The sequence below is a fragment of the Sutcliffiella sp. NPDC057660 genome (assembly GCF_042800035.1).
Classification (GTDB): domain Bacteria; phylum Bacillota; class Bacilli; order Bacillales; family Bacillaceae_I; genus Sutcliffiella_A.
In genome coordinates, this window is record NZ_JBHVHV010000002.1 from 95,884 (window position 1) to 111,046 (window position 15,163).

15 protein-coding genes are annotated in these 15,163 nt (G+C 44.2%); 2 read left to right on the forward strand and 13 right to left on the reverse strand.

Translation table 11 applies throughout. The annotated features are described in order from the left end of the window. Nucleotide 1: 1 nt before the first annotated feature. The 11 genes from ACFVAD_RS02140 to ACFVAD_RS02190 all read right to left on the reverse strand — a co-directional run bounded on the left by ACFVAD_RS02140 (nucleotide 2) and on the right by ACFVAD_RS02190 (nucleotide 12,321). A complete protein-coding gene (locus ACFVAD_RS02140; RefSeq protein ID WP_386635620.1) occupies nucleotides 2-670 on the reverse strand; it encodes a hypothetical protein in 669 nt (222 codons plus the stop codon). Then, complete coding sequence (locus ACFVAD_RS02145; RefSeq protein WP_386635621.1) at nucleotides 657-1,202, reverse strand: sigma-70 family RNA polymerase sigma factor; 546 nt, start codon at nucleotides 1,200-1,202, stop codon at nucleotides 657-659. Before ACFVAD_RS02145 ends, ACFVAD_RS02140 begins: the two co-directional genes overlap by 14 nt. Before the next feature lie 328 nt (nucleotides 1,203-1,530). Then, complete coding sequence (locus ACFVAD_RS02150) at nucleotides 1,531-1,749, reverse strand: hypothetical protein (RefSeq protein ID WP_386635625.1); 219 nt, start codon at nucleotides 1,747-1,749, stop codon at nucleotides 1,531-1,533. Nucleotides 1,750-1,963: 214 nt separating this feature from the next. Then, nucleotides 1,964-3,304 (reverse strand): dihydrolipoamide acetyltransferase family protein, encoded by a 1,341-nt coding sequence (locus ACFVAD_RS02155; RefSeq protein WP_386635627.1) that lies wholly within the window; start codon nucleotides 3,302-3,304, stop codon nucleotides 1,964-1,966. 78 nt (nucleotides 3,305-3,382) lie between these two features. Then, nucleotides 3,383-4,366 carry an alpha-ketoacid dehydrogenase subunit beta gene (locus ACFVAD_RS02160; protein WP_386635629.1) on the reverse strand — a complete coding sequence of 328 codons (984 nt, stop codon included), beginning with the start codon at nucleotides 4,364-4,366 and terminating at the stop codon, nucleotides 3,383-3,385. Nucleotides 4,367-4,378: 12 nt separating this feature from the next. Then, a complete protein-coding gene (locus ACFVAD_RS02165) occupies nucleotides 4,379-5,371 on the reverse strand; it encodes a thiamine pyrophosphate-dependent dehydrogenase E1 component subunit alpha (protein ID WP_386635631.1) in 993 nt (330 codons plus the stop codon). A 68-nt stretch (nucleotides 5,372-5,439) separates the two neighbouring features. Next, the gene (gene lpdA, locus ACFVAD_RS02170; protein ID WP_386635633.1) at nucleotides 5,440-6,864 is read right to left on the reverse strand and encodes a dihydrolipoyl dehydrogenase; all 1,425 of its coding nucleotides are present in this window, start codon (nucleotides 6,862-6,864) and stop codon (nucleotides 5,440-5,442) included. Nucleotides 6,865-6,880: 16 nt separating this feature from the next. Then, a complete protein-coding gene (buk, locus tag ACFVAD_RS02175; protein WP_386636028.1) occupies nucleotides 6,881-8,005 on the reverse strand; it encodes a butyrate kinase in 1,125 nt (374 codons plus the stop codon). 83 nt (nucleotides 8,006-8,088) lie between these two features. Next, nucleotides 8,089-9,192 carry a branched-chain amino acid dehydrogenase gene (gene bcd, locus ACFVAD_RS02180; RefSeq protein WP_386635635.1) on the reverse strand — a complete coding sequence of 368 codons (1,104 nt, stop codon included), beginning with the start codon at nucleotides 9,190-9,192 and terminating at the stop codon, nucleotides 8,089-8,091. A 45-nt stretch (nucleotides 9,193-9,237) separates the two neighbouring features. Further along, complete coding sequence (gene yqiS / locus ACFVAD_RS02185) at nucleotides 9,238-10,137, reverse strand: phosphate butyryltransferase (protein ID WP_386635637.1); 900 nt, start codon at nucleotides 10,135-10,137, stop codon at nucleotides 9,238-9,240. A gap of 135 nt (nucleotides 10,138-10,272) precedes the next feature. Further along, nucleotides 10,273-12,321, reverse strand: a complete 2,049-nt coding sequence (locus ACFVAD_RS02190; protein WP_386635639.1) for a sigma 54-interacting transcriptional regulator — start codon at nucleotides 12,319-12,321, stop codon at nucleotides 10,273-10,275. 210 nt (nucleotides 12,322-12,531) lie between these two features. Between ACFVAD_RS02190 and ACFVAD_RS02195 the strand changes: the two genes are divergently transcribed. Continuing rightward, on the forward strand, nucleotides 12,532-12,765 hold the full coding sequence (locus ACFVAD_RS02195) for a DUF2627 domain-containing protein (protein ID WP_386635641.1): 234 nt from the start codon (nucleotides 12,532-12,534) through the stop codon (nucleotides 12,763-12,765). 41 nt (nucleotides 12,766-12,806) lie between these two features. Here ACFVAD_RS02195 and ACFVAD_RS02200 read toward each other — a convergent pair whose 3' ends face one another. Continuing rightward, nucleotides 12,807-13,526: a glycerophosphodiester phosphodiesterase gene (locus ACFVAD_RS02200; RefSeq protein ID WP_386635643.1), complete on the reverse strand. Its 720-nt coding sequence runs from the start codon at nucleotides 13,524-13,526 to the stop codon at nucleotides 12,807-12,809. A gap of 100 nt (nucleotides 13,527-13,626) precedes the next feature. Here ACFVAD_RS02200 and ACFVAD_RS02205 point away from each other — a divergent pair, with 100 nt between their 5' ends. Further along, nucleotides 13,627-13,773 (forward strand): YycC family protein, encoded by a 147-nt coding sequence (locus tag ACFVAD_RS02205; RefSeq protein WP_386635645.1) that lies wholly within the window; start codon nucleotides 13,627-13,629, stop codon nucleotides 13,771-13,773. A gap of 162 nt (nucleotides 13,774-13,935) precedes the next feature. On the opposite strand, the gene spo0A is transcribed toward ACFVAD_RS02205, so the two are convergent. After that, nucleotides 13,936-14,727, reverse strand: a complete 792-nt coding sequence (gene spo0A / locus ACFVAD_RS02210) for a sporulation transcription factor Spo0A (protein ID WP_386635647.1) — start codon at nucleotides 14,725-14,727, stop codon at nucleotides 13,936-13,938. Between the last annotated feature and the right edge of the window lie 436 nt (nucleotides 14,728-15,163).

Here is a 15,163-nt window from a genome sequence, read left to right on the forward strand (position 1 = left end):
CCTAATCCCCATTCGCAATAAATCGAATGGTGCGGTCTTTATTGAATCCAAATATGATTGAGAATTTCCCCTCTTCCCCTGGGGTTCTATTGTAAAAATAATAACAAACACTTATCACTTCGCTGGTAGAATTATCCTGTATAGCATCTCCAGGAGCTATGTACATAAGGCGCATGGGGTAGTGGATTTTAGTTGTCGGGTTATTTACTTCAAATCCCTCATAGCCCTCAAACTCAAGCCTATCCTCACTCGCGTTGTAATCTACATTGTATCGTTCTTTCAATTCTTCGAAATCCCTACTCCCCAATAGGGAAATGATGTTCCTGGCAGTGTGGTCAAATATTTGCAAATCCACGACCATCCCAGAGAATTCTTCGCGCAATACTTCATTCTCCTCCTGAAGCGCAGCCAATTCCTCTTGGAGAGATTCATTGCCACCATCTATAGAGGTCACGAGATCCGCGTCGTTGGTTTGGAACTGCAAAACAAGGAATAGCGCCGCAGTAAGTGCTGCAGTTACTCCAAGTCCAAATAAGGCTACACGTTTCCTAGTGGATTTTGGTTCTTTTTTGCGCATATTGTGAAGAATGGCCGCTTTTTTTTCAGGGGATAAGAATGGATCATGGCAGATGTATTCATCCACACCTGCTTTCCACTTATTTCGATTCATGGAATGCCTCTCCTTTCAGCTTATCTCTTAGTTTGCTCCGGGCCCTAAAAAGACGGGTTTTCACAGTATTCAAGGAGGTATTGCATACATCCGCAATTTCTGCGATGGACAAATCTTTGTAATAATATAAAATAATGATCTCCCTGTCCTTTACAGGCAGTGATAATATTTCTTGCCCAATCATATAATTCTCACTCTGCTTTAATACGGACTCTTCGGTCTGTTCCGAGCCCTTAAACAAGTGGTTGAGCGTTGATAGTAGTTTGCTTTTTTTATAGGCAGCACTTCTTAAGTAGTCATAGCAACAATTTATGGTGATTCTGAATAAGTACGTTTTATAACTGGATTGGCCGCGGAATTTATCCTTATTCATATATATTTTCATAAAGACATCTTGCACGATATCTTCCGCAATCTGATAATCTTTTACATAGGTGTAAGCAAGCCGCGCTAATTCTTCTCCATATTTGTTCATTAACTCCACATATAGATCTTCCTCTTCTTCATATCCAATGGATTGAGAACCATTCATTGATGTCCTCCTCTCTTTTTCTCCAATACTTCTGATTAGACGGAAAAATATAATTTCAGGTTCTCTGGTAAATGGAATTTTTTTCGAATAATATGATTTTTTATGTAAGGGAAGCTCCGAGCATTATTCAAGCATGGATATTTAAGTAATACTCTTTATTCGATAATATGGTCCGTTTGCTGGATAAGGAATAGTTCTCGCTCCTCCACAATCATGCCCGATTACTTCATACCAATTTTTTAAATCTCTACCATTTTCTCAAAAATTAATTTGAAGCTTACCTTGTTTCAGATAAGCTACCCGTTAGCACAAGAAGACAATAGTTTACTTAAAGTTTATTTATTTTTATAATTTCATCTTCTACTATTTGATAATCTTCGTTTTCTTCATCAGTGAGGATGTAAAAGAATACACGACCATCGTAGTCAAAATCCATTTTCTCAAGGATTGTACCGATAAAAGCCCTATCCCTAACTTCAATATAATATCTTTCATTTCCTTCGATTTCTATGATAGTATCTTGAACCCGTATATTAAATTTACTCACTTTAAAATCACCACCCACACTTAAAAATAATACCGTAAAAGCTCCTTTACTTCATAATCCGCTACCATCCATTGGGGTTCGTGCGAGACTAAGTTGAGTTCGTGCCAAACTACCAAGAGTTGATGCGAACAGTATTTTTCCGCCACAAATAGTTGCTCTTTTAACAAAACAAAAACCGACAAAACGCCAAAGCGCCTTGTCGGTTTCCCACAAATTAATAAATTGAAGTATTCTCTTTGGACATCTTCTCGATGATCTCTTTGATGCGGGCAAGGAAGCGTCCGCATACTAGTCCGTCAAGGACACGGTGGTCAAGGGACATGCACAGATTGACCATGTCGCGTACTGCGATCATGCCGTGGTCCATGACTACCGGACGTTTTACGATGGACTCCACTTGCAGGATTGCCGCTTGTGGGTAGTTGATAATACCTTGTGATTGTACAGAACCGAATGAACCAGTGTTGTTCACTGTAAATGTTCCACCTTGCATTTCAGCAGATGTCAATTTCCCAGCGCGAACTTTGTTGGCAAGTTCCGTGATCTCACGGGCAATACCTTTGATTGTTTTCTCATCCGCATTGCGGATAACCGGTACGTATAGTGCATCGTCCGTTGCAACTGCGATGGAGATGTTGATGTCTTTCTTCTGGACGATTTTATCGCCAGCCCACATGGAGTTGATCTGCGGGAATTCTTTTAGTGCTTGAGCGACAGCTTTTACGAAGAAAGCGAAGAACGTCAGGTTGTAGCCTTCCTTCTTCTTGAAGTCGTTCTTTAAGGAATTGCGGTATTCCACTAGGTTTGTAGCATCCACTTCGATCATCGTCCAAGCATGAGGCGCTTCGTGCTTGCTGCGAAGCATGTTCGCTGCAATTGCTTTACGTACGCCAGTTACAGGGATTTCGATATCTCCCGCTTCAACAGGTACGTTGACCGGTTGAGCTGCTTTTGGTGCGCTGGCTGCTGCTGGTGCTGAAGGTGCTGGTGCTGCCTTCTCCGCTTTTGGAGCTTCCTGTGCAGGAGCCGCTGCTGCAGCTGGTTTGGAATCTGAAGTTGGGATATTACCGGATTCGATCACCGCTTGGATGTCTTTTCTTGTAATACGTCCGCCTGCACCTGTTCCAGTTACTTGCTCAAGATCCACATTGTTTTCTTGTGCAAGGCGCAGGACTGCCGGTGAGTAGCGACGCTTGTTCGGTGCATCCGCGTCAGTTGTTGCTGATGCAGGAGCACTTGTGTTTGAAGCCGCTGCAGGAGCAGACGCCTCTTCCTTCGGTGCATCAGTCTTAGCAGCATCTAAAGCTTCGCCTTCACCTGTTTCGATGTAGCAGATCACTTCGCCGACAGCCAATGTGTCGCCGTCTTCCGCTACAAGCTCTGTGATTGTACCTGTAAAAGAGGATGGAATTTCTGCATTTACTTTATCTGTCATAACCTCTGCTAGAGGGTCGTATTTGTTTACTTTGTCACCGACGCTTACGATCCAGCGACTGATAGTACCTTCAGTAACACTTTCCCCAAGCTGTGGCATCGTAATTTTTTCAACTGCCATGATGAGTGCCTCCTTTATTCCGTAAAGAAGAGTCAGCCGCGAAGTAGCGGGACTCTCTTCCTAGTATCAATACATGTATTAATAAGCCGCTAGCTCGCGCATCGCTTTTTCCACTTTGTCCGGATTAACCATGAAGTACTTCTCCATTGTTGGAGCGTATGGCATTGCAGGAACATCAGGTCCAGCCAGACGCATAATCGGAGCATCCAGGTCGAATAGGCAATTTTCCGCGATGATGGCAGAAACCTCACTCATGATGCTACCTTCTTTTGTATCTTCCGTAAGTAAAAGAACTTTACCTGTTTTAGAAGCCGCTTCCATGATCGCTTCTTTGTCCAACGGGTAAACCGTACGCAAGTCAAGGATGTGAGCGGAGATGCCATCCTGGGCAAGGCGCTCTGCTGCTTGAAGTGCAAAGTGGACACATAGGCCGTATGTGATGACCGTGATGTCTTCCCCATCACGCTTCACGTCTGCCTTACCGATTGGAAGAACATAATCATCAGTAGGGACTTCGCCTTTGATCAGACGGTATGCACGCTTGTGCTCGAAGAATAGTACCGGATCTTCGTCACGGATTGCTGCTTTCAACAAACCTTTTACATCATAAGGTGTGGAAGGCATGACGATTTTCAGACCTGGCTGGTTCGCAAATACCGCTTCAACTGATTGAGAGTGGTAAAGCGCACCGTGTACTCCTCCACCGTATGGAGCACGGACAACAAGTGGACATGTCCAGTCGTTGTTGGAACGGTAGCGGATTTTCGCCGCTTCTGAAATGATCTGGTTAACTGCAGGCATGATGAAATCAGCGAACTGCATTTCAGCGATCGGACGCATGCCGTACATTGCTGCACCGATTGCTACACCAGCGATTGCAGACTCTGCAAGTGGCGTATCGATTACTTTGTCTTCCCCGAACTGGTCATAAAGGCCGGTTGTCGCTTTGAAAACTCCACCTTTTAGTCCTACGTCTTCCCCAAGTACGAATACTTTGGAATCGCGCTCCATCTCTTCACGGATGGCCATTGTCACTGCATCTATATAAGAAATAACTGCCATGATGGTTCCCCCTTACTCTGCGTAAACATGCTTCATTGCGGATTCAGCATCTGCATATGGAGCATTTTCTGCGTATTCTGTTGCTTCGTTCACTTCTTTGGCAATCTCATCGTTCATTTCTTTCTCTTTCTCGTCAGTCAGTACGCCAACCTCTTTCAAGTATGCCGCAAAGCTGATGATCGGATCTTTCGCTTTTGCTGCATCCACTTCGTCACGCTCACGGTATGCACGATCATCGTCATCACTGGAGTGTGGAGTCAGACGGTAGGATATTGCTTCTACCAATGTTGGACCTTCGCCGCGACGGCCGCGGTCTGCCGCTTCCTTCACTGCCGCATATACTTCCAACGGATCGTTTCCGTCGATTGTAATTCCAGGCATTCCGTAACCTAATGCACGGTCAGAGATTTTTTCACATGCCACTTGCTTCTCATAAGGAACAGAGATAGCATATTTGTTGTTTTCGCACATGAAGATAACCGGTAATTTGTGAACCGCTGCGTAGTTCGCACCTTCATGGAAGTCCCCTTGGTTGGAGGAACCTTCACCAAACGTTACGAATGTCACAAGGTCCTTACCCTCCAAACGACCGCCAAGCGCTACACCTACTGCGTGTGGTACCTGGGTCGTTACAGGAGAAGAACCAGTTACGATACGGTTTTTCTTTTGGCCGAAGTGACCTGGCATCTGGCGTCCGCCTGAGTTTGGATCTTCCGCTTTCGCAAAGCCGGAAAGCATCAATTCCGTTGCTGTCATACCGAATGTCAATACAACACCCATATCACGGTAGTATGGAAGCACATAGTCTTTTTCACGATCTAGTGCAAATGCAGCTCCAACCTGTGCCGCTTCTTGACCTTGGCAGGAGATTACAAAAGGAATTTTCCCTGCACGGTTCAATAGCCACATACGCTCGTCAATACGGCGAGCCATTAACATCGTTCTAAACATTTCTAATACATTTTCATCACTTAGCCCTAAAGCCTGGTGGCGATTTTCTGCCATTGTATTTACCTCCTATATGTAGAAAGTGGAGAGCGATCTTTTTAACGACCCGCTCCCTTATTCTCTTTTTATGAATGAATTGCTTTTCCATCGACTGCCAGCGCAGCCTCACCAATTGCTTCCGATAAAGAAGGATGTGGATGGATCGTGTGTCCGATTTCCCATGGAGTCGCATCAAGTACACGTGCAAGACCTGCTTCAGAGATCATGTCTGTAACATGTGGACCGATCATGTGAACGCCAAGGATATCATCGTTCTCTTTGTTTACGACAAGCTTCACGAATCCATCAGATTCCCCGTAAACAAGCGCTTTTCCGATTGCACGGAAAGAGAACTTACCTGTTTTCACTTCGAAGCCTTTTTCTTTAGCTTCTTCCTCTGTATATCCTACGCTTGCCACTTCTGGGCTGCTGTATACACATTTGGAAATCATGCTGTAATCGATTGGAGCAGGGTTTTCATTGGCGAAATGCTCAACTGCCACTATTCCTTCATGAGAAGCAACGTGTGCAAGCTGCAAGCCTCCGATAACATCACCGATTGCATAGATGTGGGATTCTTTTGTCTGGAAACGGTCGTTTGTTTTGATGAAGCCTTTTTCCACTTGAATATCCGTGTTCTCAAGTCCGATGCCTTCCACGTTTGCTTGACGGCCGACAGATACCAACATTTTTTCAGCGGTAAAGGATTTTTCCTCGCCTTTGTGCTCCGCTTTGATTGTCACGGAATCAGCAGCTTTTTCCAATGTTTCAGGAAGTACTTTTGCACTTGTTACCACTTTGATGCCGCGCTTTTTCAATAGGCGCTGCATTTCTTTTGATACTTCCTTGTCTTCGGTTGGTAATACACGGTCTGCATATTCCAGTACCGTTACTTCCACTCCGAAATCGTCAAGCATGGAAGCCCACTCGATTCCGATTACGCCTCCACCTACGATGATGATGGATTTTGGTAGCTCTTCCAAGGATAATGCCTCATCGGAAGTCATGACCTGGGTGCCATCGATTTCAAGTCCAGGCAGGGAACGAGGACGGGAACCGGTTGCTACGATCACGTTTTTCGGGATCAACATTTCGTTTTCGTCGCCATTTTCGAACTCAACGGAGATCGTTCCAGGCATTGGAGAGAAAATGGATGGTCCCAAGATACGGCCAGTACCGTAAAATACGTCTATCTTGCCTTGCTTCATTAAGTGCTGTACGCCACCGTGAAGCTGGTCGATGATTTTCTGTTTGCGCTCCTGCACCTTGAAGAAGTCCAATTTCACTTCTCCGGAGATGACACCAAATTCTTCACTGTTCTTTGTTTGGGCAAATACTTCTGCGCTGCGAAGCAATGCTTTACTTGGGATACAACCTGCATGAAGGCAAGTTCCGCCGATTTTCTTTTTCTCTACTACTGCTGTTTTTAAGCCAAGCTGAGATGCACGGATCGCTGCTACATAACCACCCGTTCCTCCACCTAGTATGACTAAATCATATTCTTGTGCCATGTTTGCCTCTCCCTTCTTAGCTACGTACTTTGCTGTCCACTTTATTGCCTGGGTAAATTTTTGCATCCTCTTCGCCGCGAAGCACACGCAATGCTCCTTCTGTCAGGGCTTGAAGCTCATTTTCTCCAGGTTGTACAATCACGTCTGCAATCCAGCTGATACGGTCGGAGATCTGTTTAACAAATCCCTTGCCGTATGCAAGTCCGCCAGTCAGTACGATCGCATCCACTTTTCCTGCCAGCACGGCACTTGCGGATCCAATTTCTTTTGCTACCTGATAGGCCATTGCTTCATAAACCAGTTCGGCTTGCTTTTCGCCATTTTCGATCATTTTTTCTACTTGTACCGCGTCATTGGTTCCAAGATAGCCTACAAGTCCACCTTGCCCAACGAGTTTTTTCATGATTTCATCACGGTAGTAGTCACCAGAGAAGCACAGTGACACGAGATCACCGGCAGGTACTGTTCCGGCACGCTCCGGACTGAATGGTCCATCGCCGTGCAGACCATTATTAACATCCACTACACGTCCACCGATATGCGTACCAACCGTAATTCCCCCACCCATGTGAGTGACAATCAGGTTCAGTTCTTCATATTTTTTGCCAAGCTCCTTTGCCACACGGCGAGCTACAGCTTTCTGGTTCAGTGCATGGAAAATGCTCTTGCGCTCAATCAGAGAAAAACCGGAAATTCTGGCAACATCCGATAACTCATCTACAACTACAGGGTCGACAATAAAAGAAGGAATATTCAAGCCTGTGGCAATTTCATATGCTAAAATTCCGCCAAGATTTGATGCGTGCTGACCTGAATAGCCGACTTTAAGATCCTTCAGCATTTCGTCATTAACCGAATAGGTTCCACCTTCGATTGGACGAAGCAGTCCCCCACGGCCACAAACTGCACTCAACTTCGAGATATTGATGCCTTCCTGGTCCAATGCTTCCAGAATGGTTGTTTTTCTGAATTCATACTGGTCAAAGATTGATGCAAAGGAATTTATCGTTTCACTATCGTGACGTATGGTTTTCTCAAAAACGGAGCGTTCATTATCGAATACACCTATTTTCGTTGATGTTGATCCTGGATTGATGACTAGTATGCGATAAACATTTTCTAACAATGTGGAAACCTCCATTATTACAGGTAACAAGGGTGTCCCAAGCGTGTTTCCACGAAGCCTGGCACAGCCCCCGTTCCTTATTTCTATTCTCTATAATATTAGCGGCCGTTACGACGGCTTAAAATATGATGTCCGTTTTGTAAAAATTGGCTGCGTGACATTCTCATGCGTTCGATGCGTTCTTCTGCTAAACGGTCAGCAGCTTTGTATGTCGGGATTCCGTCGCGTTTTGCAATTTCAATAACTTTTTCGATGTTATCGTAGATGCCTTCTACTTTTTTCATCGCACGCTCACGGTTGTAGCCGTAAAGCTCATCCGCCACGTTGATTACCCCACCGGCATTGATAACATAGTCAGGAGCGTAGACGATACCCATTTCATGGATGATGTCCCCGTGTTTTGTATCAAGCAGCTGGTTGTTTGCAGCACCTGCAATAACTTTTGCTTTTAATTGCGGAATCGTTTCGTCGTTGATTGTTGCACCTAAAGCACATGGAGCATAGATATCACATTCCACGCTGTAGATGTCGTTGATGTCAACTGCTCTTGCCCCGAATTCTTCAACAGCACGGTTAACCGCTACTTTGTTGATATCTGTAACGATCAGTTGTGCACCTTCTTCATGCAGGTGACGGCAAAGGTTGAATGCCACGTTACCTACACCTTGAACTGCCACAACTTTACCTTCCAATGAATCTGTACCGAAAGCTTCTTTTGCAGCAGCTTTCATTCCGCGGTATACGCCGTAAGCTGTTACAGGAGATGGGTTACCGGAAGAACCGAATGCAGGTGATACACCTGTTACATAGTCAGTCTCTTCAAAGATAAGGTCCATATCTGCTACAGTTGTCCCAACATCCTCAGCAGTGATATATCGGCCATTCAATCCTTGGATGTAACGACCGAAAGCGCGGAACATTTCTTCGTTCTTGTCTGTACGAGGATCACCTATGATAACTGTTTTTCCTCCGCCAAGGTTAAGTCCAGCAGCAGCATTCTTGTATGTCATACCTTTTGCAAGGCGTAGTGCATCCTCAATCGCCGCTTCCTCAGAAGCATATGTCCACATGCGAGTTCCACCTAATGCAGGACCAAGTGTCGTATCGTGAATCGCGATGATTGCTTTTAATCCTGATTTTTTATCCTGACAAATAACTAGTTGCTCGTAATCGTAAGTCTCCATATATTTGAAAATTTCCATGATAAAATTCCTCCCCAAGATAGTGTTAATTTTTAGTTAGATATATTATTTAACAGAACAGACAGCTAGTGCTAAAGAATTTAATTTACTTTCGGCTGAGTCTGCTCTTGATGTTAAAACAATCGGAGCTATGGCACCTGATATGATGGCACCAACCTTTGCATTTGCAAAATAGATTAGTGATTTATAAAGGACATTTCCCACTTCAATGGTAGGTACAAAGAGAATATCCGCTTGTCCTGCCACCTCACTTTTGATTCCTTTATGCTCTGCTGCAAGTGCGCTCACGGCATTATCCAATGCCAACGGACCGTCTATGATGCAGTCTTTGATCTGGCCTCTGTGGTTCATCTGAGTCAGCAGGGCAGCATCCATTGTCGCTTGCATCGCAGGATTTACAACCTCCACAGCTGCAAGTGGTGCCACTTTCGGCATATCGATACCTAAAGCTCGTGCTACAGATACGGAATTCTGTACAATTTGGACTTTCTGCTCCAATGTCGGTTCAATGTTCATTGCCGCATCGGTCACAAAAATAAGTCGATCATAGCCCGGCACTTCAAATGCTGCCACATGGGATAGTACACTCCCGGTACGAAGACCATATTCCTTATTCAATACTTCTTTTAAAATTGTGGCAGTTGGGACATTCCCCTTCATCAGAACATCTGCCTCTTTACCGGAAACAGCCTTTACAGCAAGCTGCGCCGCTTCCTTTGCATTACCGGCAGATACAATCCTTACGCCAGCATGCGAACTTTCGATTCTATGGGAGGCAAGCATGCCAGTGATCTTTTCCTCATCACCGAAAAGGATAAATGAAGCTAAATCCTTTTCCAGTGCATGGGCGACCGCTTCCATCACCTCTTCATCCTCCGCAGCTGCGATAGCAACTACCTTGGATGGCAATTGGGTTGCTCTGCTGATAAGTTCATCTAGTTTCATCTCTTCAACCCTTCCTTTCTACACCATTTATATCTATGCAAGATTCGTGCCAACACGAAAATCATGTAAACGCTTTATTTATCTATAATCGTATATGCAAAAACTTGCGTATCGCGCAGTATTTTGCATGCATCATCAAGCAAGGTGGAACTTTTCCATTTTATAATAAAGATTACGGATGGATACTCCGAGCTCCTTTGCAGTCTTCGTTTTATTGCCTTTGTTTTTCTTCAGGGTCTTTTGAATAATCTTCGCTTCGTACCCTTCCAGCATTTCCATCAGCGTCTGATTCTCAGGAATGGCTTCTGACGATTCCTGACTGACATTTTCACCTTTGGCAAGTGCCGGAATATGGCTCGTATCAATCAGCACTTCACTATATTGCATGAAGATGATGGCCCGTCCGAGGACATTCTCGAGCTCCCTGACATTTCCCGGCCAGTCATAGGAGGCTAAGTAATGGATGGCTTGTGGTGTTAACCCCTCCACATTCCTGCCGTAGTCCTGGTTTATTTTTCTTATCAGATGCTCGCTTATCGCCTCGATATCCTCTTTCCGTTTTCTTAACGGAGGAATATGAATCGGCATCCTGTTCAACCGGTAATACAGATCTTCACGGAAGGTGCCATTTGCAATGCCCTTTTCCAGATTCACATTGGTCGCCGCAATGACCCGGACGTTGATGGATATCGCTTTTGTTCCACCAACCCTGATGATTTCATTTTCTTGCAATACCCTTAATAGTTTTGCTTGAGTGTTGGCAGACAATTCCCCTATTTCATCAAGGAAAATACTACCGTTGTTGGCTTCTTCAAAAAGCCCTTTCTTTCCGCCGCGTTTAGCCCCGGAAAAAGCACCTTCTTCATAGCCGAACAGTTCACTTTCCAAAAGCGATTCAGAGAGTGCCGCGCAATTGACCCGGATGAACTTGTTATACTTCCTGCTGCTTCCGTTATGGATGGCATGGGCAAATAATTCTTTCCCAGTGCCGGATTCCCCACGCAACAAAACAGTTGCAGGAGTTTTCGCACCCAATTTCGCCTGTTCGATTGCAAGGCTCATTTCCTCGGAAGAACCGATAATATCCTCAAAGGAGTATTTCGCTTCCAATGTACGGATGATCTGCCGTGCCCGGTCCAGCTCTGTTGTCAGCGTCTGGATCTCGGAGACGTCATGGATGACCCCGACACTCCCCTTCAGCTTGCCGTCCACTATAATCGGCGCAACATTAACAATAACCTCTTTTTTACCCGGGCCTACCTTTAGGTTTACCCCTCTTACCGCTCTTCTGGTTTCCAGCACCTTCATATGCATACTGTCACCTTCTGATATATCCGCAGTGGCAGGCTTCCCGATTACCTGTTCTTCCTTCAGGCCTGTCAGCCTTGAATATGCAGGGTTGATCATCAGCCCGCGGCCAAATTCATCCACAACCGATATCGCCTCATCCGAGGATTGAATGATCGCCTCGAGCATCGTCTGTATGCCCTTGAGGTTGGTCACTTCCTCAGCCAGGTTTACCACTTCCGTAATATCCTTGAATACCGCAAAAGCACCGATTACTTTTCCATCCTCATCAATCAGCGGGGACCTTGTAGTAATGATCTTCTTGCCGTTTTCCAGAATCATTTCTTTATTTTTTTCGACTCTTTTTGTATGTATCACATCAATCAGTCTGCTTGACGGAATATACTCGAGAACATGCTTGTTTTCAATGTGCTCTTTCTTTATTCCCGCAATCCGCTGCGCGCTTTTATTGAACAGGATCACCTTGCCCGACTGGTCGACTACCAATAACCCGTCATGCAAGAGATTGAAGATCAAATCGCGCTTATGCGATTCGTATTTCATTTTCGCAATTAGGTCTTCGCGTTCTTCCACAAGCTTTGCAGTAATGTGTGCGACCGTTCCTGGAACAAGAACCGTCTTTTTATCTTTCTTTTCTCTAATATCCTGAAAAACTTCTTCGGACCCGGTGGCTTCAATGATGATATCAAGCTTTTCGGCAAGAAAATCTTCCCACTTGTCACCAACTGGTATCCCCATCCGGTTTGCCATTGCCAGGCCTGCAGCGTCCTTGTCTATATCGACTACCGCAACGAGGTTGAACATCCCTGAATGCGTTAACATTTTTAAAATCGCAGAGCCACCTTTACCAGCGCCAACTATCAGTACAGTCTGCATAACAAACCCCTTTATTTAGTTAAGAACGACTAGTGAATCATCTTCTACTATTGTTGTGTCATCCAGTTGTAAATTGAAAGAAAATTCACAGTCTTCTTATAAACATATGAAATATCTTGCATACTTCCATCATAAACCGTTTTTTTCTTCTAAGCAAGACAAAATCTGATATAATATGGACGAACGCTCGGAAAGTGAGGCACATCATTTATGAAACGTATTGTCGCTCTAGTTATCTTACTTATACCTGGATGTTTTGCTGTATATGGGATCAAGCTTATGAGGGACATGGTGTTCAACATCGGCCACCCTATGATTCCTTATCTATGGCTGCAGTTTTTAATAGGACTTCTGTTTTTCCTGATCGGGCTATGGTTTGTAGCGGGATTCATCTTTTACAGGGACCGCAAACGCAGTAAAGTGCAGAAACGTTTTCAAAAATAAAAAAATCCGGTACTCCTTGATCTGGAGAACCGGATTTTTGTCTATTTTCTTAACTGCACTGCGATTTTTGGATAATCCGTGAAAAAACCTGCACAGTTTACCTCAAATAATTTTTTCATCACTTTTTTATCATTTACAGTAAAAGGTCTAACCGGCACTCCCGCTTTTTGGGACTGCTCGATCAAAACTGTTGGACATGCTTTGATACTAGGATGGATTCCATTCCCCCCCACCCATTTCGTATACTCCCAAGGCTTATAGATCCCTTCCATGTACAGAACCGCCTTATCGATATCAGGCACGAGTTTATGGAGTTTGGCAATGCTATAGTGGTTAAAGCTTGAAAAGATGATGTTGGAGTGGAGATCATATTTGTCTATCAGCTCCACCACCTTCTCCTCCAGACCCTCATAGGCGATGATGCCATTCTTGAGTTCAATATTGATAAGAATGCCTTTACCCTTTGCCCAGTTGAGCACTTGTTCAAGTGTGGGTATAGCAGCCGCTTTATATTGATCGGCAAATTTATAGACCGCGTTCAGCTTCTGCAATTCCTTCAGCTTCATGTCCTTCACGAAGCCTTTTCCATTCGTTGTCCTGTCGACCTTTTCATCGTGAATGACAACAGGGATCCCGTCCTTGCTCAGTTGAACATCAAGCTCAATGCCGTCTGCCCCATCTATGTATGCCTGCTCAAAGCTGATCATTGTATTTTCAGGATGAGTACCAGCAGAACCCCGGTGACCAAATATTTTTGTCATGTTTTCACACCTTTCGATATTCCCCTAAGAATAAGAGTTACAATTAAGCTCCGTTTTTAGTAAAATAAACGTATTACTATTCATAAACGAGGTGAACGAGATGCGACCATTGCAAATCTCCGCAGAAACCGCCCAAAGGCTAGCCAAGGCATTAGATGTACCGATTGAACAGATCATGCACCTTCCACAGCACATTTTAGTGCAAAAATTAGTGGAAATCGAACGTGAGGAAGCTAAAAAGGAATAGCTAATTCTGATTAAGTTTATCATGAAGAATGCGAAATTTAGATATAGCAGAAGCGGACTTTTGGGTTCGCTTTTTTTCTTTTGGCAATAAATCAAAAAATGACCAATAATCGCAATCACTGGTCATTTAATGATGTAGGCTATTCTATTGTTCCTTACCCTTTCAGGAAGCGCGGTGTTCAAGACGCAGCTTGTCTGCAACCATCGCAATGAATTCACTGTTGGTAGGCTTTGCTTTTGTCATGGAAACCGTGTAGCCGAACAACGACGAAATGCTATCGATATTCCCGCGGGACCACGCAACCTCAATGGCATGGCGGATTGCACGCTCTACACGGCTGGCAGTTGTGTTGTATTTCTTTGCAATATCCGGATAAAGGACTTTTGTAATGGAGCCTAAAAGCTCAATATCATTATAGACCATGCTAATTGCTTCTCTTAAATAAAGGTAACCTTTGATGTGTGCTGGTACGCCGATTTCGTGAATGATGCTCGTTATATTGGCATCCAGGTTTCTACCTTTTGGTTCTGGGCTTGAGGAGCGGAAGGACGATGAACCGGAACGTTTCAGGATCGGTGAAGATTTACCGCTTACCTGACGAATGCTGCTAACCAGGTTTTCCATATCAAATGGCTTAAGGATAAAATAGGATGCACCCAGATCCACAGCTTTCTTTGTAACATCCTCTTGTCCAAAAGCTGTAAGCATTATCACGTTCGGCTGCTTCTCAAGGTTCAGGGAACGCATTTTTTCCAATACTCCCAAACCATCAAGATGAGGCATAATAATATCTAAAATTAAGACGTCCGGTGACTTGTCTTGAATTAATTGAAGGCATTCCTGACCGTTATGTGCAACTCCTACCACTTCCATGTCTTCTTGCGCAGAAATATACTCCTCTAACAGGCCAACCAATTCACGATTATCATCTACCACACATACTTTGATTTTCATACAGCTAATTTCCTCCTCAGTCCCTATACATTCTTTTTTTTGGTTTGTAATTTTCTCTATATTTTTATTCTAATTGTTAAATTCGACAATGCAACCTCTTTTCCTCTAATATTATAAAAAATCCTTAAATTTATTAGAAAATGAGGGTTTTTCTTCAGATTCCTTCTTTTTTCGACTAATTACGCGTAAAGTCGCAAATTACTAGGTGCATTTGTCGAAAAATCTTTATATTCCCTATCATACCGTATGTGAATACCAAATAAAAGAAAAACTCCGTTAAACACTGCTGTTGATTTCCGCGCAAGGCTTCGCTTTCCGCGGGGTGCTTATGGAGCATCCTCAGCTTCGCCTGCGGGGTTTCCACTAAACGCCATCTCCCGCAGGAGTCTCCGCCTTTCGCTCCAATCAACAGCTAGCTCCCTGAAATCAAAACAAA